This is a genomic window from Nonomuraea sp. NPDC005730, assembly GCF_040630865.1.
In the GTDB taxonomy this organism is placed as follows: Bacteria; Actinomycetota; Actinomycetes; order Streptosporangiales; family Streptosporangiaceae; genus Nonomuraea.
Map to the genome: position 1 here is coordinate 70,456 of NZ_JBEXYK010000003.1, position 22,367 is coordinate 92,822.

The following is a 22,367-nucleotide window of genomic DNA, read 5'->3' on the forward strand; positions in this document are numbered from 1 at the left end:
CATGATGGCGAGGGCAGAGCGCGGTTGGGTCACGATGCCGACCGGCCCGGGGGCCGGATACCGTTGACGGCATGAGCAGCAACGAGCCTCGGTGGACGCAGACCTGGCTGGGCGGCATCCGGTCCGCCGGGGTCGACCTCGGATACCCGGGTGAGCGTCTCGGCCTGCCCGAGGAGGGCAGCGGATCGGTCGCCGGGTGGGGGCGCAGGATCGCCGCGCTCGTGATCGACTGGATGATCTGCACCTGGGTCGTCGTGCAGCTGCTGCTCAGGATGAACCCGGCCGAGTCCCCGTGGGCGCCCGTGGCGGTGTTCGCGCTCCAGTACCTGCTGCTCGTCGGCTTCATGGGCCAGACGTTCGGCCACCGGCTCGCCGGTATCCGCGTCGCCGCCATGGACGGCGGCGCCCCGCGCCTGCTGCCCGTGCTGGTGCGCACCGTCCTGCTCGGCCTGGCCCTGCCGGCGCTGATCTGGGACCGTGACCACCGCGGGGTGCACGACCGGGTGTCCAACACCATGGTCGTCCGGATGTGACGACCGGCCGGGCCGGGGCGGGCCGCTGGTTCGGCCCGCTCATGGTGGCGGCGGTGTGCGTGCAGGCGGCGACGTTCGCGGCCCGTCCGATGGTGAGCTACCTGGCCATCGAGATCGGTGCGGGCAACCTCGGCATCGGGCTCATCACCGCCGGGTTCTCGGTGCTCCCGCTCTTCGCGGCCGTCTCCGTGGGCCGCTGGGTGGACGCCTCCGGCGAGCGCGGCGCGGCCCTGCTGGGCGCCGCGCTGATCACCGGCAGCGCCCTGGCCCTGGCCGTGGCCCGCTCGTTGTGGGCGCTGGTGCTGCTCAACGCGCTGTTCGGGCTCGGGCACCTGCTGTCCGTCGTCGCCCAGCAGGCCGTCATCGCCAACCGGGTGGCCGCCGGGGGCCATGACCGCGCCTACGCGCGCTTCACCGTGTTCACCTCGCTCGGCCAGCTCGCCGGGCCGTCCGCCGCTGCCCTGGTGGCGGGCGGCACGCTCGCCACCAGCGGCAACGCAGGCGGCGCTGCCGGCGTCGGGCCCGCCCTCGTCGTGGCGGCCGGGTTCGGGCTGGTGGCGGGGCTGGCGAGCCTGTGGACCGACGGGCCGGGCCCGGCGCGGTCGCGGGCCGCCGTCCGGCGTTTCCCGCTGCGGGGCACGCTCGGCCAGGAGGGCATGTGGCAGGCCCTGGTCACGAGCCTGGCCACCGTGTCCACGATCGACCTGGTGCTGGCGTACCTGCCGGCCTGGGGGCAGAGCCGCGGCGCCGGGGTGGTCGCGGTCGGCGCGCTGCTGGCGCTGCGGGCCGCCACCACCATGGCGAGCAGGCTCGCCATGGAACGCCTGGTCCTGCGGTACGGCCGCCGCGCCGTCCTGGTGACCAGCACCGTCGCCGCCGCAGTCACGGTCGCCGCGCTGCCGCTGTGCGGTACGGCCGCCGCGGTGCCGGTCGTCGCGCTGATGGGGTTCGCGCTGGGGCTGGGCCAGCCGCTGACGCTGTCGTGGGTGGCCGGTCGCGCGCGGGCGGGAGAGCGCGGCACGGCGCTCGCGCTGCGCCTGACCGGCAACCGTCTGGGACAGGTGCTGGTGCCCGCTCTGGCGGGCGTGGTGGCGGGGGCGACCGGCGTGCTCGGCGTCTTCGCGCTCAGCGCCGCCATGCTCGCCGCCACCGCCGGTCTGGCCGCCCGCGCGCCGATGAGCACCGCGGAATAAATTCCGTACCGAGTTTGAATTCTTACCCGGTACGGTTATTGTGGCCCCATGATGGCGGGGCTCAGGGAGCGCAAGAAGGAGCAGACGCGGCGGCGCATCGCGGAGACGGCTCTGCGGCTGTTCGCCGAGCGCGGCTACGACGCGGTGACGGTCAACGAGATCGCCGAGGCGGCCGGGGTCGCGAAGGTCACGCTGTTCGCGTACTTCCCCAGCAAGGAGTGCCTGGCCCTCGACGGCGTCGCGGAGGACACGGCCGCCATCGTGGCGGGCCGCGCGCCGGGTGCCTCGCCGCTCGGCGCGCTGCGCGAGCACTACCGGTCGATGGCCGCCCGGGGCGCGCGGGAGGTGGACGTGGAGGGGCTGCTGACCCGCGTCCGGGTGATCGCGGCCGCCCCGGCGCTGCTGGCGGCCGTCCAGCAGACCCACGCGGGGGAGCGGCACGCGCTGGCCGCGGCGCTGGCCGAGGCCGTGGGCGCGCCCGCGGGCGACCTGACCGCCCAGCTCATGGCGGCCCAGATCACCGCCGCGATCACCACGCTGCAGGAGACGTTCTTCCACCGGCTCGCCTCGGGGGGCTCGCTGGAGGAGGCGGGCCGGCTGCTGGCGGACGACGTCGAGACGGCCTTCGACCTCCTCGAAAACGGCTTTTCATCTATAAAGGGGGAAAACAGTGAAAAAAGGGATTAACTACGACACTGGGTTTCTGAACGGGCCGCAGCTCACCCGCCGGACCTTCGACCCCGACGTCGTCGCCCGCGAGATGCGGGTGATCGCCGACGAGCTCCACTGCACGGCCGTCCGCGTCTCCGGCGGCGATCCCGACCGGCTCTCCGTCGCGGCCGAGCGGGCGGCCGCGGCCGGTCTGGAGGTGTGGTTCGCGCCCTTCCCCGTGGACGCCACCCCCGAGCAGGCCGTCGCCCTCTACGCCGACTGCGCCGCCCGCGCCGAGTCCCTGCGCCGCGCCGGCGCCGGGGTGGTGCTGGTCGCCGGGTGCGAGTCCAGCGCGTTCTGCCACGGTTTCATCCCCGGCGCCACGTACGGCGAGCGCCTGGCGGCCATGTCGACGGCCGACCTCGCCTGGTGGGAGTCGACGGCCGCCGACGTCGCGCCCCGCTTCAACGCCTTCCTGGCCGAGGCCGCCGCGGCGGTCAGGGCCCGGTTCGGCGGCCGGCTCACGTACGCGTCGGGCCCCTGGGAGCTGGTCGACTGGACGCCCTTCGACATCGTCGGCGTCGACGCCTACCGCGCCGCATACAACGCCGCGGACTTCCCGGCGGAGCTGCGGGCCCACTTCGCCCACGGCAAGCCGGTGGCCGTCACCGAGTTCGGCACCTGCGCCTACAAGGGCGCGGGGGAGCGGGGCGGCTCGGCGTACGTGGTGCCCGAGGGGGCCGTGCCCGACGAGGGGGAGCAGGTCCGCTACCTCGACGAGCTGCTCGACGTCTTCGAGGCCGAGGGCCTGGAGGCCGCGTTCTGGTTCACCTTCGCCGCCTACCACCGGCGGGGCGCCGACGACCTCGGCTCCTACGGCGTGGTCAGGATGCTCGACGAGACCCGCTGGGAGCCCAAGGAGGTCTTCGCCGCGCTGGCGGCTAGGTATTCGCGCAGGTGAAGATGGCCGTGCCGGGGATGTGCCGGCCGCGCAGCGGGCTCCAGCCGCCCCACGCGCGCTCGTGCCCCCGCGGCCACTCCGGCTCCAGCAGGCCGGTGAGGGTCAGCCCGGAGGCGGCCAGCAGGCCGATCCAGTCGCCCATCGTGCGGTGGTGCTCGACGTAGGAGGGGGTGCCGTCGTCGTCCCGCTCGACGTAGGGCGAGCGGTCGAAGTAGGAGCGGTCGGAGGTGAGCCCGCGCGGGCCGGGATCGTCGGGGAAGGCCCACCGGATCGGGTGGCTCACCGAGAACACGAACCGGCCGCCCGGCCGCAGCACCCTGCGCACCTCGCGGAAGACCGCCAGCGGGTCGGCCACGAACGGCAGCGCCCCGTACGCCGAGCAGGCCAGGTCGAAGGCGCCGGACGCGTACGGCAGCGACTCGGCGTCGGCCTGCGCGACGGGGACGCGCAGGCCGGTGTCGAGGTCGATGCGCTGGGAGTGGCGCAACTGCCGGTGGGAGATGTCGAAGGCGGCCACCCGGGCCCCCTGCGTCACCAGCCACCGCGCGCACTGCGCCGCGCCGCAGCCGATCTCCAGCACCCGCCGGCCGCGCACCTCGCCCAGGAGGTGCGCCTCGGCCTCGTCGACGCCCTCGGGGCACCAGACGAACCCGGTGTCCCGCAGGAAGTCGCCGTGCTCGACCTGGTAGTCGTCGGCGTTGCCGTCCCACCAGTGGCGGTTGGCCCGCGAGGAGACCGACGGCACTAGCGCATCTTCGGGCCGCGCGGCATGCGGGCCCCCTTGGGCATCGGGCCCTTCGGCATCGGCAGGTTCTTCGGCAGCGAGCGCAGCCGGTCCTTGACCTCGTTGACCGAGGGCTTCTTCAGGTTGCGCGGCAGCTTCATGATGTGCCGCTGGAGCTTGGCGATCGGCACCTGGCCCTCGCCGTCGCCGCACTGGATGTCGTAGATCTCGACGCCCAGCACCACGCGCGCGACCCGCTTCTTCTCGGCCGCGAGCATCCTGGCCACCCGGTTGCCCGGCCCCTCGGAGACCAGCACGACCCCCGGGAAGCCGACGACGAGGTGGACCAGGTCCTGGTCACGGTTGACGGCGATGGCCGGGGTGACCTGCCAGTTGCCCCGCATGCCCTGCAGGACCGCGGCGGCGGCGCCGGTCTGGCCGTGCAGGATCGAGTACTGGGCCTTCTGGGCGAGCTGGCCGAAGACGACCAGCCCGACGGTGAGCGCGGCCAGGACGCCGATGAACACCGAATACCACAGGTAGTCCGTGACCAGGCCGATCACGACGACCACAGCCAGCGTGCCCACCGCCGAGAGGAAGACGATCGGCATCCCCTTGGGATTGGCCTGCTTGATGATCTGCGCGATCATGCGGAGCTGCTTGATGCGCCCCGGCTTCTCTGGATCCTCGGACTTTGCCATGCTCAGAAGGATACAAACCAACTGGTGCACTATGGAAAACGCGACTGGCCTTTGTCGCTAGATCTTCACCGTGATCGACAGCCTCGGGTCCGCGACGTGGTGGGACGCCTGGAGCGTGTACTCGCCCTCGATCGTGCGCCAGCCGTCCTCCCACACCTGGAAGGCGCGTTCGGGCAGGAAGACGGTCGTGATCACGGTCTCTCCCGGCTCGGCCTCGACCACGTCGAACCCGGCCAGACGGCGCTCGGCGCCCTGACAGACGTAGATCTGGACGACCTCGCGGCCGAAGCGGTCGCCGGTGTTGGTCAGCGCGACGGTCACGGTGGCGCCCTCGGCGGCGATGGAGTCGTAGCTCCACGTCGTGTAGCCGAGCCCGTGGCCGAACCAGAACGCCGGAACCCGCCCCGCCCGCTCCCAGGCCCGGTACCCGATGTACGTGCCCTCGTCGTAGGCCACAGCGCCGTCCACGGGGGTGACGTCCGTGACGGGGGCGTCCGCGAGCGTCGCGGGCCACGTGGTGGGCAGGCGGCCGCCGGGCTCGGCGCGGCCCGACAGCACGTCGGCCAGCGCGGCCCCGGCCTCCTGCCCGGGGAACCAGGTCAGCAGCACGGCCGCGACCTCCCCCGCCCACGGCATCTCCACCGGTGATCCCGCGTTGACCACGACCACCGTGCGCGGGTTGGCCGCGGCCACGGCGCGGATCAGCTCGTCCTGGCGGCCGGGGAGCGCCAGGGTCTCGCGGTCGAAGCCCTCGCTCTCGACCTCCGGCGTGGTCGAGGCCACGACCACCGCCACGTCGCTGTCCGCCGCCACCCGCACGGCCTCGGCGATCAGCTCGTCCGGCCCCGGCGCCGGGTCGGCGTGGCCCAGCGTGTACGCCACGAACGCCATGCCCCCGAAGGCCCCCGCCGGATGCGTCACGCCCAGCTCGTACGGCTCGCCCGCGGTCATCTCGACGGCGAAGCGCCGCTCCGGCGGCGACAGGAACGCGGCCGCCGGGTCGCCGCCTTCCGGCTCGATCGCCGCGTCGAAGACGGTCTCGCCGTTCACCGTGACGGTGAAGGCGCCCACGCCCGCCACCGACAACTCGTGCCGGCCCGACCTGTCCGGCGTGTACGCCGCCCGCAGCCGCACGGCCCCGAGCCGCTCGCCGTCCACGTCCGGCGGCAACTGGCCGACCCAGCGCGCCTCGGCCGCCGCCAGCGGATGCTCGGCCAGCAGGCCGCCGCCCGCGTCGAGGAACTGCGCCACGACCGGGCAGGCCAGCGGCGCCAGGCGGATCCGCGGATCGGTCCCGACGGCGTGGCGGACCTCGACGCCCTCCAGCGCGCTCAGCCCGGCCAGCGGGGAGACGATCCGGTCGGGGAAGACCTGGGCGCTGCCGCCGCCCATGACCCGGGCCTCACCGGCGGCCGAGCCGATGAGCGCGAGCGTGCGCACGTCCCGCAGCGGCAGCACGCCGTCGTTGGTGAGCAGGGTGAACCCGCGCGCGGCCACCTCGCGGGCCAGCGCGACGCCGTCGATGACGGCGGGGGCGGGGCGGTCCCCACCGCCGAGCGCGCCCGTGCGCCGGGCCAGCCGCAGCACGCGCCGGACCTTGTCGTCGACGACCGACTCGGGCACCCGCCCCTCCCGGACGGCGGCCTCCAGCTTGTCACCCCACGGGCCGAACGGGCCGGGCATGGCCACGTCGGTGCCGCCCAGGGCGGCGGCCTCGGTGCTGCGCACGGCCGTCCAGTCGGACACGACGAGCCCGTCGAACCCCCACTCGTCCTTCAGCACGCCGTTGACCAGGGCGGAGTGCTCGGTCATGGTGGTGCCGTCGACCGAGTTGTAGGCCGTCATCAGCCCCCACGCGCCGGCCCGCACCACCCGCTCGAACGGCCGCAGGTAGACCTCGCGCAGCGTCTTCTCGTCGACCCGCACGTCCACGGTGAAGCGGTCGGTCTCGAAGTCGTTGGCCACGAAGTGCTTGGGCGTGGTGGCCACACCGCCCTCCTGCACGCCCCCGACGTAGGCCGCGCCGATCTCGCCGGTCAGGTACGGGTCCTCCGAGAAGCACTCGAAGTGCCGGCCGCCGAGCGGGGAGCGGTGCAGGTTGATCGTGGGCGCGAGCAGCACGTGCACGCCCTTGCGCCGGGCCTCCTGGGCCAGCAGCGCGCCGGCCCGCCGGACGAGCTCCACGTCCCAGGTGGCGGCCAGCGCGGTCGGGCTGGGCAGCGCGATCGACGGGTCCGCGGAGGTCCACTGCTCGCCGCGGACGCCGATCGGGCCGTCGCTCATCACGAGCCGGTCGAGCCCGATCTCGGGGATCGGCGGAAGGGACCACATGCCGGCCCCGGTGAGCAGGCGGATCTTGGTGGCGAGGTCGAGCCGGGCGATCAGTTCGTCGAGTTCCACGGCATCAGTGTTCACCAGAAAACCGAGCACTCGATAGGTTTGTGACCTTTACGTTACGCAAAGCCTGTCACCGGGCGAAGAACTCCAGCAATTCGGGCACCAGCGCCTCCGGCGTCACGGCGTGGGACTGCTCCTCCAGCACCCGGTGCCGCGCCCCCGGCACGCCCGCCGCGACCGCCAGCGCCGCGCCCGCCATCCACCGGGGGCTCCGCTCCCCGCTCAGCACCAGCAGCGGCTGCGCGATCGCGGCCAGCGTGGCGGCCGGCAGCCGGCAGCCCGGCCCGAGGACGGCGGCCTCGTAGGCCAGCGTGCGGGCCACGCCCTTGAGGTGCGCCCACGACGCGTCGGCCCGCATCGCGGCCACGGCCTCGACCGGCACCTCGGCCGCCTCCACCATGAACCGCTCGACCGCCTCCTCCCAGCGGTCCGCGTCGACCAGCGCGTCGAGCTGCGCGGCGAAGTCGTCCGGCAGCGGGGGAGCGTCGTCGTCCACGTGGTACGGCGGCTCCCACACCGCCACCCTGGTGATGCCGAGACCCCGGGCGGCGGCCTCCAGCACGAGCGCCGCGCCGGACGAGCCCCCGAACACCATGGCCGTCCCGCCCGCCGCGCCGATCACCGCCGCCAGGTCCTCGATCTCCCGCTCGACCGCGTACGGCCGGGTGTCGCCGCTGCCGCCCCGGCCCCTGCGGTCGTAGTCGACGACCGTGAACCAGGGCGCCAGCGCGGCGGCCACGCCCGCCAGCGTGGGGTGCGACCGGTCGCCGAACGCGCCGTTGACCAGCACGACCGCGGGCCCGGCGCCGTAGCTGTCGAAGGCCAGCACGGTGCCGTCCGCCGAGGTGGCCCGGCCGTTCACGCGGGCTGGACCAGGCAGAGGGCCTCCCAGTGGTGCCCGTCGAGGTCGGCGAAGCCGCGCTGGTAGCGGAACCCGGCCTCCTGCGGCACGCCGGCCGGGGTGGCGCCGAGCGCGAGCGCCTTGTCCACCAGCTCGTCCACCTGGGCCGGGTTCTCCATGCCCAGCACCAGGATGGCCTCGGTGCTGGTGGCGGCGTCGGCGATCTCCTTGGTGACGTACGTGGCGAACGTCGGCTCGGTGAGCAGCATGACCTGCGTCTGCTCGTTGACGAGCATCGAGGCCATGCCCTCGGCCATGCCGTACATCGTGAAGCCGAGCTCGGTGAAGAACTTCTGCGACCGGTCCAGGTCCTTGACCGGGAGGTTGAGGAAGAGCTGCATGTCGTGCTCCTTGGCATCTGAGGTGTTTTGCGACACCTTCAGTCTGCTCACCACGACCCCGCGCGTCTTGGATCCCCGTGCCAGGACGGTTGACGATCAGCGCACGGGGTTGGCACGCCGGAACTCGGCCGGCGGCAGCCCGTACGCCCGCTTGAACAGCCTGCTGAAGTGCGCCGAGTCGGGCAGCCCCCACCGCGCCCCGACCTCGCCGACCGGCAGGTGGCGGGCGCCCAGCAGGTCGGCGCGGCAGCGCTCCAGCCGCCGGTGCCTGATCCAGGCGGCCACCGTCGTGTTCTCGGACTCGAACAGCCGGTGCAGGTAACGCACCGAGACGTGGTGCGCCTCGGCCACCATCGCCGGGTCGAGGTCGGACCAGCCCAGACGCTGGTCGATGAAGGCGCGCACGCGCAGCAGCAGGGCGCGGCGGCGGGCGTCCTCGGGCACCGCGGCGGCCTGCTCGGCCCGCTCGGCCAGGGCCGTGGTGACCAGGTCCATCACCACCGTCGCCAGCCTGGCCGCGCTGGCCGGGGTGTAGTCGCCGTAGTCCTGGGTGACCCGGCGCAGCAGCGGCACGGCCAGCGCGCCGGTGCCCTCGCGCGCCGAGACGGGCACCGCGGTCAGCCGCGCCACATCGTCGTACGGCAGCGGCAGCAGCTCGTGCGGGAAGCTGAACACCGCCAGCTGCACGGCCGAGTCGTAGGCCACCTCGTAGGGCCGGGTGAAGTCGTAGATGGCGAACTCGCCCTGGTCCAGGCGGATCTCGCGGCCGTCCTGGCGCAGCACCGGGTTGCCCGAGACGGCCAGCACGGCCCGGTACAGCTCGGGGTTGTCGCGGTGGATCAACTTCGCCGTGCGGTGGACGCTGTGCGGCGTGGACGTGCGCACCCGGCCCACGCCCACGGGGCCTAATTGCCCCAGCTCGATCTCGCCCCGCAGCGGCGCGCCGGAATCGATGCGCAGGTCGAGCGGCCCGAGCGTGTCGCAGACGATGCCGCGCCAGGCGTCGTGACGGCTGCGCGCGGGCAGGTCGCTGGTGCGGATCACGGTCGCCATGGCCTCGCCCCTCCCTCGGCAGCCCTGCCATGCTAGGGACGCGAAAAGCCCCGGGCAAACGGCCCGGGGCTCCGCTCAAGCGGGATCAGCTGGGACAAGCCTGGATCAGGTGGTCTGGCGGGCCGCGATGGCCTGCTGGTAGAGCCGGCCCGCGCGGTAGGACGAGCGCACCAGCGGCCCCGACAGCACCCCGGCGAACCCGATCGCCTCGGCCTCGGCCTGCAGCTCGACGAACTCCTCCGGCTTGACCCAGCGCTCCACCGGGTGGTGGCGCGGCGTCGGCCGCAGGTATTGGGTGATCGTCAGCAGGTCGGTGCCGGCGGCGTGCAGGTCGCGCATCGCCTCGACGACCTCTTCGCGGGTCTCGCCCATGCCCAGGATCAGGTTGGACTTGGTGACCAGCCCGGCCTCGCGGGCCGTCGTGATCACCCCGAGCGAACGCTCGTAGCGGAAGGCGGGGCGAATGCGCTTGAAGATGCGCGGCACCGTCTCGACGTTGTGGGCGAACACCTCGGGCTTGCTGGAGAAGACCTCCTCCAGCTGGTCGCGGTTGCCGTTGAAGTCGGGCACCAGCAGCTCGACGCCGCAGCCCGGCAGCAGGGCGTGGATCTGCCGCGCGGTCTCGGCGTAGAGCCAGGCGCCGCCGTCGGGCAGGTCGTCGCGGGCCACGCCGGTCACGGTCGCGTAGCGCAGGCCCATCTGCTGGACGGACTCGGCGACCCGGCGCGGCTCGTCGCGGTCGTATTCCTTGGGCTTGCCCGTGTCGATCTGGCAGAAGTCGCACCGGCGGGTGCACTGGTCGCCGCCGATGAGGAAGGTCGCCTCGCGGTCTTCCCAGCACTCGTAGATGTTGGGACAGCCCGCCTCTTCACAGACCGTGTGCAGGCCCTCCCGGCGCACGAGCGATTTCAGCTCGGTGTATTCGGGGCCCGTCTTCAGCTTGGTCTTGATCCACGGGGGCTTGCGCTCGATAGGGGTCTCGGCGTTGCGCACCTCCAGGCGGAGGAGCTTTCGGCCATCAGGAGCAACGGTCACCCGTCCAGCTTACGTCCGCCGCCGAACCGGACCGGTCGAGGGTCAGGTGATGAGCCCGAAGCCGCGGATCGCCCTGGTGTAGTGGCGCAGCAGCTCCTCGTCGATCAGCGCGGACCCGGCGGTGCCCAGCAGCTCCGAGTGCGGCGCCGAGGTCAGCACGCCGTCGTCGGTGAGCCGGTGGCGGGCCAGCGCGCCCTGCCTGATCGCGGTGACGCTCTCGCCGCGCAGCGCCGCGGCCTGGATGGGCGCCAGGTAGCCGCCGGCGGCCAGGCCGCGCAGCTCGTCCAGCTCGGACTCGGACACCACCCGCCGGGCGATCGCCTCCCGCCGCTCCTCGGTACGGGCGTGCCCGGCGCGGGCCAGCGCCGTCAGCGCGTACTCGGCCAGCAGCACCGGCCCGCCCAGCACCCGTCCGATCAGCCGGCCGATGGCCCCCGCCGCCTCGTACGTCGTGCCGGTCTGGTCGATCGGGCCCAGCGAGGACCGGGCGATCGCGGCCTGGGCCTCCTCCCTGATCTTCAGCGGAGCGCTCGACCCGAGCAGCGCGTCGTGCCAGGCGGCCAGCGTGAACAGGGCGCCGTCCACGATCAGCTCCTCGCCGGCCGGGGTTCGCGCGTACGCGGTGGCCAGCAGCGCCACCCGCTGCCGCGGCGTCAGGGCCAGCCACAACGGCAGCCCGATGACCAGCACCGGCGTGCGCGGCACGCCCACATGGTCATAGACGGTCTCGGTGGCCAGGTCCATGACCGCGACCCTGCGCGGCCTCTTGACGCGGGCCCGGTCGGCCACCCGGTCGGCCAGGGAGTACAGCTCGCCGGCCGCGGCGCGGTCGAGCACCTCGGCGTCGGCCGGCAGGCGGGGGAGGCGGGGCCGCAGCGCCCATCCCACGGCCAGGCTCACGCCACCGACCAGCCACGCGACGAGGGAGTCGAGATGCGCCAGCACGGCCCACGCGCCCAGCGCGAGGAAGGCCAGCGTGAGCAGGTGGACCAGGAGCGCGAGGACGAGAGCGGCGGAACGCTTCACACCGGCGATGGTAGGCCGGAAAGATCCGGATTCAACCGCTGTTCGATGCCGATTCGGTCACCTGCGCAGCAGGTCCTCCTCGTGCAGGTCGAACGGCTCCTTGCCGAGCGCCTCGGCCAGCCGCTTCTCGGCGATCGGGATGACCTCCTCGACCACGATCCGGCGGCCGGTCTCCGCCGACAACGAGGAGACCCCCGCGTCGGGCAGCCCGCACGGCGTGATCCGGTTGAACCACCTGGGGTCGTTGGCGCAGTTGAGCGCGAACCCGTGCATCGTCACGCCGCGCGCGACGCGGATGCCGACCGCGCCGAGCTGCCGGTCGGGCAGCCCCAGGGCGACGTCGCCGGCCGCCCACACCCCCGGACGCCCCGGCACCCGCCGGCCGGTGACGCCGAAGTCGGCGCACACCTGGATCATCGTCTCCTCAAGGGCGCAGACGTAACGGGTCACGTCGGCGACGGCGACGATGGGGTAGGCGACGAGCTGGCCGGGGCCGTGCCAGGTGACCCGGCCGCCCCGGTCGGCGTCGATGACAGGGGTGCCGTCGGAGGGACGGTCGCCGGGCAGGGTGCGCCTGCCCGCGGTGTAGACGGGCGCGTGCTCCAGGATCAGGACCGCGTCGCCCAGCTCGCCGGCGACCCGCTTGCCGTGCATCCAGCGCTGCAACGACCAGGCTTGCTCGTAGGGGACGTCCACACCAAGGCGGACGACGGCCAGCGCGTGGGGATCGTCCCCGTGGATGGGGCGCATGAGCCTATTGTGCCGTTCCCTCACCCTGTCCGGGTAATCAGGGGGTCAACAGGCGTGGCTCGATCCTGAACTCCTTGACGCCGTTGGAGCCGTCGTACTCCAGCCGGTACGCGTAGGCGCGCGGGTCGACGGTGACCGCCTGGATGAACTCGGTGCCCACGTAGTGCAGGGCCACGCCCTCGTCGGCGGCGTACCCGCCGGGCAGCTCGCCGGAGGCGACCGACTCCTGCAGCAGCGGGCGGCGCTGCGGCTCGGCGTTGTAGTGGACCCCGCACGAGTACGGCAGCAGCGCGAGCCCGTCGGCCCACGGACGCAGCGCCGGGCCGAAGGAGTCGGTGTTGCCGCCCACGTGCCAGCACAGGGCGCCCGCGCTCTGCCCGGACAGCACCACGCCGGCCCGCCAGGCCTCCTCGAAGACCTCGTCGAGGCCGTGCAGCCGCCACAACGCCATCAGGTTGGCCACGCTGCCGCCGCTGACGTAGATCATGTCCTGTTCGAGCGCCCAGGCCCGCGCGTCCTCGACGTTGGGCATGGGGAAGACGGTCAGGTGGCTCAGCTCGACGTCCCAGCCGGAGAAGGCGCCGTACATCTTCAGCAGCCAGTCGGAGGAGTCGCCGAGGGCGGTGGCGACCAGACCGAGCTTGGGGCGGTCCTGGCCGGTCAGGTCGAGGCCGTAGCGCAGCAACCCGCTCGCCTCGATGAAGTTGTGACGCTCGCTCTGGCGGAACGACCCGCCCCCGATGGCCAGAATGTGCGACTGCCCGGACCTGCTCATGTCGGATCTCCTGCGTGCTGAAGGACGAACGGCACCCTACAGTACGGCGCGCAGCGCCTCGTCGAGGCGGGTATGCGTGAAGCGATAGCCGCTGTCAAGCAGTTTCCGCGGGATCATACGATGGCTCGGCAGCAGCCCCGCGCGGGCGAATTCGCCCACCCCGATGGACAGCGCAAACGCCGGTACGGGCATGGGAACCGTGCCTTTACGCAGGCATTTACCCAGAGTCCGGGTGAATTCTTCGTTGGTGACCGGAGAAGGGGATCCGAGATTGACCGGACCCTCGATATCCCGATTTTTCAGGATATGCAGTGCGGCGGCCACCCAATCGTCCAAGGAGATCCACGACCAGTACTGCCGGCCCGTCCCCAGCGGCGCGCCCAGCCCGACGCGGAAGATCGGCAACATGCGCCCGAGCGCCCCGCCGTGCCGGCTCAGCACCATCGCCGTGCGCAACCGCGCGACCCGGCACCCGGCCTCGGCGGCCCGCTCGGCCTCCCGCTCCCAGCGCTCGCACAGCTCGGCCAGGAACCCCCGACCCTTGCCCTGGCTCTCGTCGATCTCCCGGCTGCCCGTGTCGCCGTAGAAGTCGACCCCGGACGCCGACAGCAGCACCTCGGGCGGCCTGCCGAGCGCGCGCAGGGCGTCGACCAGCAGCCGGGTGCCCTCGACGCGGCTGCGCACCAGCTCGCGCTTGTAGGCGGTGGTCCAGCGCCGGTCGCCCACCGAGGCCCCGGCCAGGTGCACCACGCCCTCGGCCCCTTCGAGCGCGGCCCGGTCGATCACCCCCGCCGACGGGTCCCAGAAGGCCTCTCCCGGCCCCGCGGGCTCCCGCCGGACCAGGCGGACGACCTCCCGCCCCTCGTCGCGCAGCGCCCCGACCAGCGCCGTACCGATCAGGCCGGACGCCCCGGTCACGATGATCGCCATGGCCCCACAGTACGCCAAAGGCCGGGCGGCCCCCGAAGGAGCCGCCCGGCCTTTCACGGGTGATGACTACGCGAGCCCGAGCTGGGCCTCGAAGCGGCCCTCCTCCAGGCGACGCTTGATCGTCGTCAGGAAGCGGGCGGCGTCGGCGCCGTCGACCAGGCGGTGGTCGTAGGTCAGCGCCAGGTAGACCATCGAACGCACCGCGATGACCTCGCCCTCGGGCGTGTCGAGCACGACGGGCCGCTTGACGACCGCGCCGGTGCCGAGCATGCCCACCTGCGGCTGGTTGAGGATCGGCGTGTCGAACAGCGCGCCACGGCTGCCGGTGTTGGTCAGCGTGAACGTGCCGCCGGTGACCTCGTCGGGCGTCACCTGGTTGTTGCGGGTGCGCTCGGCCAGGTCGGTGACCTTGCGGGCGAGGCCGGCGAGGTTGAGGTCGCCGGCGTTCTTGACGACCGCCGCGAGCAGGCCGCGCTCGGTGTCGACCGCGACGCCCAGGTTCTCCACGTCGAAGTACGTGACCTCGTTGGTCTCGTTGTTGATCGTGGCGTTGAGCTTCGGGTGCTGCTTGAGCGCCTCGACGGTGGCCATCGCGAAGAACGGGGTAAAGGTCAGCTTCACGCCCTCGCGGCGGAAGAAGTCGTCCTTCGCCCGCGCCCGGAGCTGGGCGATCTTCGTGACGTCGACCTCGACGACCGACGTGAGCTGCGCCGCGGTCTGCAGCGACTCGACCATGCGCTTGGCGATGGTCTGACGCAGCCGCGTCATCTTCTCCGTACGGCCGCGCAGCGTGGTGTCGACCTCGACAGGCTCGGGCGCCGCGGCGACCGGGGCCTGGGCGGCGGCGGGGGCCGGCGCGGCGGCGGCCGGCTGGGCGGCCGGAGCCGCGGCCGGGGCGGCGGCCTGCTCGCGCTGGAACTTGGCGGCCTCCAGCACGTCCTGCTTGCGGATGCGGCCGCCGACGCCGGTGCCGTTGATCGAGTCGAGGTCGACGCCGTGCTCGTTGGCGAGCTTGCGCACCAGCGGCGTCACGTAGGGGCTGTCGCCCGAGGACGGCAGCGGCGTGGGCTCGGCGGCGGGCTGCTGCGGAGCCGGGGCCTGCGGGGCCGGAGCCGGAGCGGCCTGCTGCGGGGCCGGGGCCTGCGGAGCCGGAGCCGGGGCGGCCTGCTGGGGAGCGGGCTGGGCCGGGGCCGGCTGCGGGATGGAGGAGGCCGGGGGAGCCGGGGCGGGCTCGGGCTCCGGCTCGGGCTCGGGAGCGGCCTGCGGGGCCGGGGCGGCGGCGCCCGGCTGGGCGTTCTCGTCGATGATGGCGAGCTCCGCGCCGACCTCGACCGTCTCGTCCTCAGCCACGACGATCTTGGTGAGGACACCCGCGGAAGGCGACGGGATCTCGGTGTCGACCTTGTCGGTCGAGACCTCGAGGAGCGGCTCGTCGGCCTCGACGCGCTCGCCCTCCTTCTTCAGCCAACGGGTTACCGTGCCCTCGGTCACGCTCTCGCCGAGCTGGGGCATCTGTACGGAGACCGGCATCGTTATTCTTCTCTCGCGTTCTGATCTCGAGGGCTGGACTAGTTGTGTACGTGCAACGGCTTGCCGGCCAGGGCCAGCATCGCCTCACCGACTGCCTCGGACTGGGTCGGATGTGCGTGGATGAGCTGGGCGACCTCTGCGGGCAGCGCCTCCCAGTTGTAGATCAGCTGGCCTTCCGTGACGAGCTCGCCGATGCGCCGGCCCACCATGTGGACGCCGACGACCGGGCCGTCCTTCTGGGCGATGACCTTCACCGCTCCGGAGGTGCCGAGGATCTGGCTCTTGGGGTTGCCGGCCAGGTCGTAGACCTGCTCGACGATCTCGATGCCGCGCTCGGCGGCCTGCGCCGACGTGATGCCGACCGAGGCGACCTCGGGGTCGGAGTAGGTGATGCGGGGCACGCCCGCGTAGTCGATCGGCGGCGGGTTGAGGCCGGCGATGTGCTCGGCCACCATGATGCCCTCGGCGAACCCGGCGTGGGCCAGCTGCAGCGTGGGGATCAGGTCGCCGATGGCGTAGACGCCGGGGACCGAGGTCCGGCAGTGCTCGTCGACCACGACGGCGCCGCGCTCGACCGTGACGCCCTGCTCCTCGAAGCCCATGCCGGACGACACCGCGCCGCGGCCGACCGCGACGAGCAGGAGCTCGGCGTCGAGGGTCTTGCCGTTGGCCAGGGTGACGACGACGCCCGTCTCGGTGGTCTTGGCGGAGTCGAAGAAGACGCCCAGCTCGTACTTGATGCCGCGGCGGCGGAAGGCCCGCTCCAGCAGCTTGGAGCTGGACTCCTCCTCGGTCGGCAGCAGGTGCGGCAGCGCCTCGACGATGGTGACCTCGGCGCCGAAGGAGCGGTAGACGCTGGCCAGCTCGACGCCGATCACGCCGCCGCCCAGGACGATCACCGACGACGGCACGCGGTCCATCTTCAGGGTGTGCTCGCTGGTGATGATCCGCTCGCCGTCGATCTCCAGGCCGGGCAGCGTGCGGGGGGCCGAGCCGGTGGCCAGCACGAGGTTGGCGCCCTCGTAGACCTCCGAGCCCACCTGCACGCTGCGCGGGCCCACCAGACGGCCCTCGCCCTCGACCACCGTCACGCCCGCGCCCTTGAGCAGGCCCTGGACGCCCTTCCAGGCACGCGTGACGATCTTGTCCTTGAACGCGTGCACGCCCTGGACGTCGATGCCCTCGAAGCTCGCCTTGACGCCGAAGGACGCGCTCTCGCGGGTCTCGTCGGCGACCTCGGCCGAGTGCAGCAGGGCCTTCGTGGGGATGCATCCCCTGTGGAGGCAGGTGCCGCCGATCTTGTCCTTTTCGATGAGGACGACCGACTTGCCCAGCTCGGCCGCCCGGAGCGCGCAGGCGTAACCGCCGCTGCCGCCACCTAGGACGACGATGTCATAGGCCACAGGAAGGCTCCTTGTCGGGGTGTTCGTGATGCCGTCATCTTTTCATTTGTTTCAGATGCTCGCGTGCCGCTCTGCGAGTCCGATGAGGGTGCGGGTGATGGCGCCGGTGCCGCCCTTGGGGGTGTAGCCGTACGGCTCGCCCTTGTTGAAGGCCGGTCCGGCCATGTCGATGTGCGCCCAGCGCACCCCGTCGGGCACGAACTCCTTGAGGAAGATGGCGGCGGTGAGCATGCCGCCGAAGCGCTCGGGGTGGAGGTTGGCGATGTCGGCGACCGGCGAGTCGAGGCCCTTGCGCAGCTCCTCCGGCAGTGGCATGCCCCAGGCGCCCTCGCCCGCGGCGGTGGCGGCCTCGACGACCAGCTCACGGACGGCGTCGTCGTTGGCCATGACGCCCGCGGTGCGCCAGCCGAGCGCGACGATCTGCGCGCCGGTCAGCGTGGCGATGTCGACGATCAGGTCGGGGTCGTCCTCGGCGGCGCGCGCGATGCCGTCCATGAGCACCAGGCGGCCCTCGGCGTCGGTGTCGAGCACCTCGACCGTCTTGCCGCTGTAGCTGTGGATGACGTCGGAGGGGCGCTGGGCGGTGCCGCTCGGCAGGTTCTCGGCCAGGCAGAGGTAGCCGACGACGTTGACCGGCAGGCCGAGCCGGGCGATGCCGAGCAGCGCGCCGAGCACGGCGCCCGCGCCGCCCATGTCGGACTTCATCCAGTCCATGGCGGCCGACGGCTTGAGCGACAGGCCGCCGGAGTCGAACGTGATGCCCTTGCCCACGAACGCCAGCGTCTTGCCCGCGTCGGGGTGGCTGTAGGCGACGCGGACCAGGCGCGGCGGGTTGACCGAGCCCTGGCCGACGCCGACCAGGCCGCCGTAGCCGCCGTCCTTGAGCTGCTTCTCGTCGAGCACCTCGACGGTCAGCCCGTGCTTGGCGCCCTCCTGCTCGGCGATCTCGGCGAACTTGGCCGGCCACAGGTCGGACGGCGGCGTGTTGACCAGGTCGCGGACGAGCGAGACCGACTCGGCCAGCACGCCGGCCCGCTCGGCGGCGGACTCGCCCCGGCCGGACAGGACGGTGATCTCGGAGACGGGCGCCTTCGGGCCCTCGCCCGTGCGGTAGCGGTCGAAGCCGTACGCGCCGAGCAGCGCGCCCAGGGCGACGGCCTCGGCCTGGGCGTCGTCGTCGGAGGGCAGGGCCAGCGCGGCGCGCGCGGTGCCGGCCAGCGACCGCACGGCGGCGCCGGCGGCGCGGCGAAGGGACTCGTGGTCGGAGGAGTCGCCCAGGCCGACGGCGACGAGCACCGGGGCCTGGACGGCGCCGAACGTGGGCAGCTTGGCCAGCTCTCCGGGTTTGCCGGAGAAGCCGAGCGAGCTGAGGGAGGTGGCGAGGTTGCCGCCGAAAGCCGCGTCGAGGGACTCAGCGCCCGTGGCCGGGCGGGGGCCGTCCTGGCCGGGCCGGAAGCCGACGATGAGGGCGTCGGTGTCGACAGAGACTGGGTCTGCTGAGTTCAGCCGCACAGTGGTCACGTAAACCGATGCTATCCACGGTTTCTGCGTACTCACAAACAGGGGTTCATCCTACAAATGCTGGTCGGGCGCATTACGTTTCATGGTGCTAGTGTCATTAGCATCATGTTGCTCGCGCTCGATCTCAACGACGCACGGCCCCTCCACGAACAGGTGGCCGGCGCCATCCGCCGCGCCATCGGCGAGGGCTCCTACACGCCCGGTGACCGCCTTCCGCCGGCCCGCGACCTCGCCAGGGCGCTCGGCATCAACCCCAACACCGTGCTGCGCGCGCTGCGCGACCTGCGCGACGAGGGGCTGCTGGAGTTCAGGCGGGGGCGCGGGGTCAGCGTCGCGGGCCAGGCCGACGGGCGCGCGCTGCTCGTGCAGCGCGCCCGGGAGTTGCTGGAGGAGGCCGAGAGGCACGGCTACCGCCGTGAGGACCTCATCACCATCCTGGAGGATCTGCCATGAACCCCCGAATCCCCGCGGCGGCGTGGGGCGTGGCCGTCACGGCGGCCCTGGTCCTGGCCCCCATGGGGCTGCGCGACCGGCTGCCCGAGCCGCTGGCCACCCACTGGGGTGCGGCGGGCGTCGACCGCTCGACGTCCTTCCAGGCCCACGTCCTGACGGTGGCGGCGGTGTGGACCGTGGTGTGGGTCGCGTTCCTGGCCGTCGCCGCGCGGGGCTGGGCGCTGCGGCACCGCAACGGGCGGGCGCTGTGGTGGGGCGGGCTGTTCGGCAGCGGGGTCCTGGTGCTCAGCACGCAGGCCTCCACGATGTCGGCCAACCTCGACGTGCCCGACTGGACGGCCGCGAGCCTTTCCGGCTGGCATGTCCCGCTGGTCGTCGTCGGCTCACTCGGCGTGGGCGTGCTCGCGGGCCACCTCGGCAGGGGCGGGCCCGACCCGGTCGAGGCCGTGCAGCCGCCCCCGGCACTGAAGCTGCGGCCCGGTCGCCGTACGGTCTGGGTCAGCCGGCTGGTCAACCCGTGGCTGGTCGGGCTGACGCTGGTGGCCGCGGCGGCGATCGCCGTGCTCTGCGGGCTGCGCCTGGCCGGCGTCCTGTCGCCGGCGACCATGGCCTCCGCCCTGCCCGGTGCCGTGATCGTGCTGGTCGCGGGGCTGGCGACGGCGACGCTGTCCGTACGGGTCGGCGACGACGCGCTCGTCATCGGCTTCGGGCCGCTCGGCGTCCCGGCGCGCCGGATCCCGCTGTCGAGGATCGACCGGGCCTGGACGGAGGTCCGCAGGCCGAGCGAGGTCGGCGGCTGGGGTTTCCGCGGCCTGCCCGGCATGGCCACCATCATGCTGCGCGGCGGCGAGTGCCTGGTCGTCGGCTACCGCTCCGGCGGGCGGCTGGCGATCAGCATCGACGACGCCGAGCGCGGCGCGTCCCTCATCAACGCCCTCGTCGCGGAGCGTGCACGGTCATGAGAAAACAGCTTCCCGTCTTCCTCGTCCTCGCCTTCGGGCTGTCCTGGCTGGTGGCCCTGCCCATCTGGCTCGGCGCCGGCCTGAGCTCGCCCGCGGCCAAGGGGCTGGCCGCGGTCATGATGTTCACGCCGACCGCCGGGGTGCTCGGGGTGTGGGCGCTGTCCCGCGCGCCCTGGCGGCGCTGGGCCGCCGAGACCGGCCTGACGCTGGGCGAGAGCAAGGGCCGCACCGGCCGGTACGTGCTGGCCGCCTGGCTGGGCGTGCCGCTGCTGATCGCCGTCTGCGCCGGGCTCAGCACCGCCGTCGGGCTGTTCCCGCTCGACCTCGACCGGTTCAGCCTGTACCGGGCCCAGCTCGCGGCCGCGGGCGTGCAGCCGCCGGCCGACCCGGGCCCGGCGCTCTACCTGCAGATCGCCATCGGCGTGCTGGTCGGCCCGGTGCTGAACGCGGTCCCGGCGCTGGGCGAGGAGTGGGGCTGGCGGGGCTGGCTGCTGCCCCGGCTGTCCGCCACGTACGGCCCGCTCGGCGGCCTGGCGGTGTCCGGCGCGATCTGGGGGTTGTGGCACGCCCCGCTCACCCTGCTCGGCTACAACTACCCGAGCCTCGGGTCGTGGGCGGCGTTGCAGTTCATCGGCTTCTGCGTGCTGGCCGGAATCGCGATCGGCTGGCTGCGCCTGCGTACGGGCAGCGTGTGGCCCTGCGTGGTCGCGCACGGCTCGCTGAACGCGGTGCTGCCCGCCGTGCTGCTGCTCGGGGACGCCGCGGCCCCGCCCGACACCGCGGTGTCCGGGCTCACCGGGCTGGTCGGCTGGGTCCCGCTCGCCCTGCTCTGCGTGGTCCTCGTCCGCCTGCTCCCGGCGCGTACCCCGCAGCCGGTCGCCTGACCCCGCAGCCGACTGCGTCGGCGGTCAGCCCAGGATCGCGCACACCACCAGCGCGGCCGCCGTCCCGGTCTCCACCAGCGCGCCGAGCACGTCCCCCGTGATGCCACCGAGCCGCCGCCGGGCGTGCCGGAGCAGCAGCAGCGCCGCCCCGAGCCCGGCCGCCAGCGCGATCGGCGGCGCCCACGTCCCGGCCGCCAGCCCCAGCCCGGCGGTCACGGCGAGGGCGGCCGTCGTGGCCAGCCACGCCGCCGGATCGCTCACGGTGCCCGCCACCATCGCCCCGAGCCCGCCGGGCCGCGCGGCGGGCACGCTGGCCCGGCACGCCCAGGTGAGCGCCAGCCGCCCGGCCACGCAGGCGGTCACCAGGGCGGCGTAACCGGCCCCGGTCAGCGCCGCCGCCTGGACGAGCAGCGTGATGACCAGCGTCATCACCCCGAACGGCCCGATGTCCGATTTTTTCATGATGTCGAGGGCGTCGTTCGCGGGCCGGCCGCTGCCCAGGCCGTCGGCGAGGTCGGCCAGCCCGTCCAGATGCAGGCCGCGGGTGAGCACGGCCAGCAACCCGAGCGCGAGCGCCGCGCCCAGCAGCGGCGGCCCCGGCAGCAGCAGCGCCAGGCCCGCCACCGCGCCGAGCCCCAGCCCGACCGCGGGGGCCGCCACCATGGCCGGCCCGGCGACCTCCCGATCGACCCTGTCGACCCGCACCGGAACGGCGCTGAGCATGCCGAACGCGAAGCGCAGCCCGTGGGTCAGCTCAGCAAGCGGCATAACGACCGATCCTAGGGCCGACTAATGTGGCGGGAATGCACGTGCTTGAACTCGAAGGTGTAGCTGTCCGGGTTGTCGGCAAAACGCTGCTCGACGGCATCGACTGGCAGGTGGCGTACGGCGACCACTGGGTGATCCTCGGCCCCAACGGCGCGGGCAAGACCACTCTGCTCTCCCTGGCCGGGGCGGTGCGCCACCCGAGCGAGGGCGCGGTCAGCGTGCTCGGCCACCGGCTCGGCCGGATCGATCTGCGGGAGCTGCGCCGCCACATCGGCCTGGTCGCGGCCAGCCAGCGGCTGATCGACGAGGACCTGCTGGAGGAGGAGGGCGCCACCGCCCACACGGTGGTCCTGACCGGCCACACCGGCACGAGCGTCCCGCTGTGGGACAAGTACGGCGACAACGAGCGCGAGCGCGCCACCCGCCTGCTGGCCGACCTGGGCTGCAAGGACCTGGTCGAGCGCCCGTTCCGGGTGTGCTCGCAAGGGGAGCGGGCCCGGGTCAGGGTGGCCAGGGCGCTCATGGCCGAGCCCGCCGTGCTGCTGCTCGACGAGCCGTTCGCCGGGCTCGACCTGCCGGCGCGCGAGGACCTCATCACCGCGGTCGAGCAGCTGGCCGCCACCCGCCCGGTGCTGACCACGGTCACGGTGACCCACCACCTGGAGGAGGTGCCCGCGACCACCACGCACGCGCTGCTCATGCGCGACTCGCGGCTGCTGGCCGCGGGGCCGGTGTCGGAGGTGCTCACCCCCGACCTGCTGTCCGAGTGCTTCGGCCGCCCGCTGCACGTGGACCGCCTCGACGGCCGCTGGTACGCCAGAGCCGTGCGCCCGTAGCCCCGGCCCGCGACCCCGAGATCCGCGAGGTCCGCGAGG

The 22,367-nt window shown here is 73.3% G+C and carries 23 protein-coding genes; 8 read left to right on the top strand and 15 right to left on the bottom strand.

Going from position 1 to position 22,367, the window contains the following annotated elements; genetic code table 11:
• The first annotated feature begins 71 nt into the window (after positions 1-71).
• Genes ABZ444_RS05300 through ABZ444_RS05315 form a run of 4 tightly spaced genes read left to right on the top strand, consistent with a single transcriptional unit; the run spans position 72 to position 3,338 of the window.
• On the top strand, positions 72-533 hold the full coding sequence (locus ABZ444_RS05300) for an RDD family protein (protein WP_357992978.1): 462 nt from the start codon (positions 72-74) through the stop codon (positions 531-533).
• Positions 530-1,726 carry an MFS transporter gene (locus ABZ444_RS05305; protein WP_357992981.1) on the top strand — a complete coding sequence of 399 codons (1,197 nt, stop codon included), beginning with the start codon at positions 530-532 and terminating at the stop codon, positions 1,724-1,726. The genes ABZ444_RS05300 and ABZ444_RS05305 overlap by 4 nt, the downstream gene beginning before the upstream one ends.
• 48 nt (positions 1,727-1,774) lie before the next feature.
• On the top strand, positions 1,775-2,413 hold the full coding sequence (locus ABZ444_RS05310; protein ID WP_357992984.1) for a helix-turn-helix domain-containing protein: 639 nt from the start codon (positions 1,775-1,777) through the stop codon (positions 2,411-2,413).
• The gene (locus tag ABZ444_RS05315) at positions 2,397-3,338 is read left to right on the top strand and encodes a hypothetical protein (RefSeq protein ID WP_357992987.1); all 942 of its coding nucleotides are present in this window, start codon (positions 2,397-2,399) and stop codon (positions 3,336-3,338) included. The genes ABZ444_RS05310 and ABZ444_RS05315 overlap by 17 nt, the downstream gene beginning before the upstream one ends.
• On the opposite strand, the gene ABZ444_RS05320 is transcribed toward ABZ444_RS05315, so the two are convergent.
• From ABZ444_RS05320 to ABZ444_RS05385, 14 genes are all read right to left on the bottom strand, one after another.
• Complete coding sequence (locus tag ABZ444_RS05320) at positions 3,319-4,083, bottom strand: class I SAM-dependent methyltransferase (protein ID WP_357992990.1); 765 nt, start codon at positions 4,081-4,083, stop codon at positions 3,319-3,321. The two genes, ABZ444_RS05315 and ABZ444_RS05320, sit on opposite strands and share 20 nt — an antisense overlap.
• Positions 4,083-4,763, bottom strand: a complete 681-nt coding sequence (locus ABZ444_RS05325; protein WP_357992993.1) for a DUF4191 domain-containing protein — start codon at positions 4,761-4,763, stop codon at positions 4,083-4,085. The genes ABZ444_RS05320 and ABZ444_RS05325 overlap by 1 nt, the downstream gene beginning before the upstream one ends.
• A 57-nt stretch (positions 4,764-4,820) precedes the next feature.
• Positions 4,821-7,163, bottom strand: coding sequence for a glycoside hydrolase family 3 C-terminal domain-containing protein (locus tag ABZ444_RS05330; protein WP_357992996.1), 2,343 nt, complete (start codon positions 7,161-7,163; stop codon positions 4,821-4,823).
• A 67-nt stretch (positions 7,164-7,230) separates the two neighbouring features.
• On the bottom strand, positions 7,231-8,022 hold the full coding sequence (locus ABZ444_RS05335; protein WP_357993000.1) for an alpha/beta hydrolase: 792 nt from the start codon (positions 8,020-8,022) through the stop codon (positions 7,231-7,233).
• Positions 8,019-8,402: a VOC family protein gene (locus ABZ444_RS05340; protein ID WP_357993003.1), complete on the bottom strand. Its 384-nt coding sequence runs from the start codon at positions 8,400-8,402 to the stop codon at positions 8,019-8,021. The genes ABZ444_RS05335 and ABZ444_RS05340 overlap by 4 nt, the downstream gene beginning before the upstream one ends.
• 96 nt (positions 8,403-8,498) lie before the next feature.
• Positions 8,499-9,455 carry a helix-turn-helix domain-containing protein gene (locus tag ABZ444_RS05345; RefSeq protein WP_357993005.1) on the bottom strand — a complete coding sequence of 319 codons (957 nt, stop codon included), beginning with the start codon at positions 9,453-9,455 and terminating at the stop codon, positions 8,499-8,501.
• A gap of 105 nt (positions 9,456-9,560) precedes the next feature.
• Positions 9,561-10,490 (bottom strand): lipoyl synthase, encoded by a 930-nt coding sequence (gene lipA, locus ABZ444_RS05350; protein WP_357993008.1) that lies wholly within the window; start codon positions 10,488-10,490, stop codon positions 9,561-9,563.
• 42 nt (positions 10,491-10,532) lie between these two features.
• On the bottom strand, positions 10,533-11,516 hold the full coding sequence (locus ABZ444_RS05355) for a M48 family metallopeptidase (protein ID WP_357993011.1): 984 nt from the start codon (positions 11,514-11,516) through the stop codon (positions 10,533-10,535).
• Between the two features lie 57 nt (positions 11,517-11,573).
• On the bottom strand, positions 11,574-12,266 hold the full coding sequence (lipB, locus tag ABZ444_RS05360) for a lipoyl(octanoyl) transferase LipB (protein ID WP_357993014.1): 693 nt from the start codon (positions 12,264-12,266) through the stop codon (positions 11,574-11,576).
• Positions 12,267-12,303: 37 nt separating this feature from the next.
• Positions 12,304-13,041, bottom strand: coding sequence for a peptidase E (locus ABZ444_RS05365; RefSeq protein ID WP_357967634.1), 738 nt, complete (start codon positions 13,039-13,041; stop codon positions 12,304-12,306).
• A 36-nt stretch (positions 13,042-13,077) separates the two neighbouring features.
• Positions 13,078-13,971 (bottom strand): TIGR01777 family oxidoreductase, encoded by an 894-nt coding sequence (locus ABZ444_RS05370; protein WP_357993017.1) that lies wholly within the window; start codon positions 13,969-13,971, stop codon positions 13,078-13,080.
• A gap of 66 nt (positions 13,972-14,037) precedes the next feature.
• Complete coding sequence (sucB, locus tag ABZ444_RS05375; protein ID WP_357993020.1) at positions 14,038-15,501, bottom strand: 2-oxoglutarate dehydrogenase, E2 component, dihydrolipoamide succinyltransferase; 1,464 nt, start codon at positions 15,499-15,501, stop codon at positions 14,038-14,040.
• 38 nt (positions 15,502-15,539) lie between these two features.
• Complete coding sequence (lpdA, locus tag ABZ444_RS05380) at positions 15,540-16,904, bottom strand: dihydrolipoyl dehydrogenase (protein WP_357993023.1); 1,365 nt, start codon at positions 16,902-16,904, stop codon at positions 15,540-15,542.
• Between the two features lie 51 nt (positions 16,905-16,955).
• Entirely contained in the window at positions 16,956-18,425 is a 1,470-nt protein-coding gene (locus tag ABZ444_RS05385; RefSeq protein WP_357993026.1) for a leucyl aminopeptidase, read from the bottom strand.
• A gap of 105 nt (positions 18,426-18,530) precedes the next feature.
• Between ABZ444_RS05385 and ABZ444_RS05390 the strand changes: the two genes are divergently transcribed.
• Genes ABZ444_RS05390 through ABZ444_RS05400 form a run of 3 tightly spaced genes read left to right on the top strand, consistent with a single transcriptional unit; the run spans position 18,531 to position 20,724 of the window.
• Positions 18,531-18,878: a GntR family transcriptional regulator gene (locus tag ABZ444_RS05390; RefSeq protein WP_352353377.1), complete on the top strand. Its 348-nt coding sequence runs from the start codon at positions 18,531-18,533 to the stop codon at positions 18,876-18,878.
• Positions 18,875-19,840, top strand: coding sequence for a hypothetical protein (locus ABZ444_RS05395; RefSeq protein ID WP_357993029.1), 966 nt, complete (start codon positions 18,875-18,877; stop codon positions 19,838-19,840). Before ABZ444_RS05390 ends, ABZ444_RS05395 begins: the two co-directional genes overlap by 4 nt.
• Positions 19,837-20,724, top strand: coding sequence for a CPBP family intramembrane glutamic endopeptidase (locus tag ABZ444_RS05400; RefSeq protein ID WP_357993032.1), 888 nt, complete (start codon positions 19,837-19,839; stop codon positions 20,722-20,724). The genes ABZ444_RS05395 and ABZ444_RS05400 overlap by 4 nt, the downstream gene beginning before the upstream one ends.
• Positions 20,725-20,748: 24 nt before the next feature.
• Here ABZ444_RS05400 and ABZ444_RS05405 read toward each other — a convergent pair whose 3' ends face one another.
• Positions 20,749-21,492, bottom strand: coding sequence for an adenosylcobinamide-GDP ribazoletransferase (locus tag ABZ444_RS05405; protein WP_357993035.1), 744 nt, complete (start codon positions 21,490-21,492; stop codon positions 20,749-20,751).
• Between the two features lie 35 nt (positions 21,493-21,527).
• On the opposite strand from ABZ444_RS05405, the gene ABZ444_RS05410 reads away from it, so the two are divergent.
• A complete protein-coding gene (locus ABZ444_RS05410; RefSeq protein WP_357993038.1) occupies positions 21,528-22,328 on the top strand; it encodes an ATP-binding cassette domain-containing protein in 801 nt (266 codons plus the stop codon).
• The last annotated feature ends 39 nt before the right edge of the window (positions 22,329-22,367 follow it).

Bases quoted from the DNA above. Each gene is read 5' to 3' on its own strand.
- ABZ444_RS05300 (WP_357992978.1), top strand. From the start codon at position 72: ATGAGCAGCAACGAGCCTCGGTGGACGCAGACCTGGCTGGGCGGCATC.
- ABZ444_RS05310 (WP_357992984.1), top strand. From the start codon at position 1,775: ATGATGGCGGGGCTCAGGGAGCGCAAGAAGGAGCAGACGCGGCGGCGC.
- ABZ444_RS05325 (WP_357992993.1), bottom strand. From the start codon at position 4,763: ATGGCAAAGTCCGAGGATCCAGAGAAGCCGGGGCGCATCAAGCAGCTC.
- ABZ444_RS05340 (WP_357993003.1), bottom strand. From the start codon at position 8,402: ATGCAGCTCTTCCTCAACCTCCCGGTCAAGGACCTGGACCGGTCGCAG.
- ABZ444_RS05345 (WP_357993005.1), bottom strand. From the start codon at position 9,455: ATGGCGACCGTGATCCGCACCAGCGACCTGCCCGCGCGCAGCCGTCAC.
- lipB (WP_357993014.1), bottom strand. From the start codon at position 12,266: ATGCGCCCCATCCACGGGGACGATCCCCACGCGCTGGCCGTCGTCCGC.
- ABZ444_RS05365 (WP_357967634.1), bottom strand. From the start codon at position 13,041: ATGAGCAGGTCCGGGCAGTCGCACATTCTGGCCATCGGGGGCGGGTCG.
- ABZ444_RS05370 (WP_357993017.1), bottom strand. From the start codon at position 13,971: ATGGCGATCATCGTGACCGGGGCGTCCGGCCTGATCGGTACGGCGCTG.
- sucB (WP_357993020.1), bottom strand. From the start codon at position 15,501: ATGCCGGTCTCCGTACAGATGCCCCAGCTCGGCGAGAGCGTGACCGAG.
- ABZ444_RS05390 (WP_352353377.1), top strand. From the start codon at position 18,531: ATGTTGCTCGCGCTCGATCTCAACGACGCACGGCCCCTCCACGAACAG.
- ABZ444_RS05395 (WP_357993029.1), top strand. From the start codon at position 18,875: ATGAACCCCCGAATCCCCGCGGCGGCGTGGGGCGTGGCCGTCACGGCG.
- ABZ444_RS05400 (WP_357993032.1), top strand. From the start codon at position 19,837: ATGAGAAAACAGCTTCCCGTCTTCCTCGTCCTCGCCTTCGGGCTGTCC.
- ABZ444_RS05405 (WP_357993035.1), bottom strand. From the start codon at position 21,492: ATGCCGCTTGCTGAGCTGACCCACGGGCTGCGCTTCGCGTTCGGCATG.
- ABZ444_RS05410 (WP_357993038.1), top strand. From the start codon at position 21,528: ATGCACGTGCTTGAACTCGAAGGTGTAGCTGTCCGGGTTGTCGGCAAA.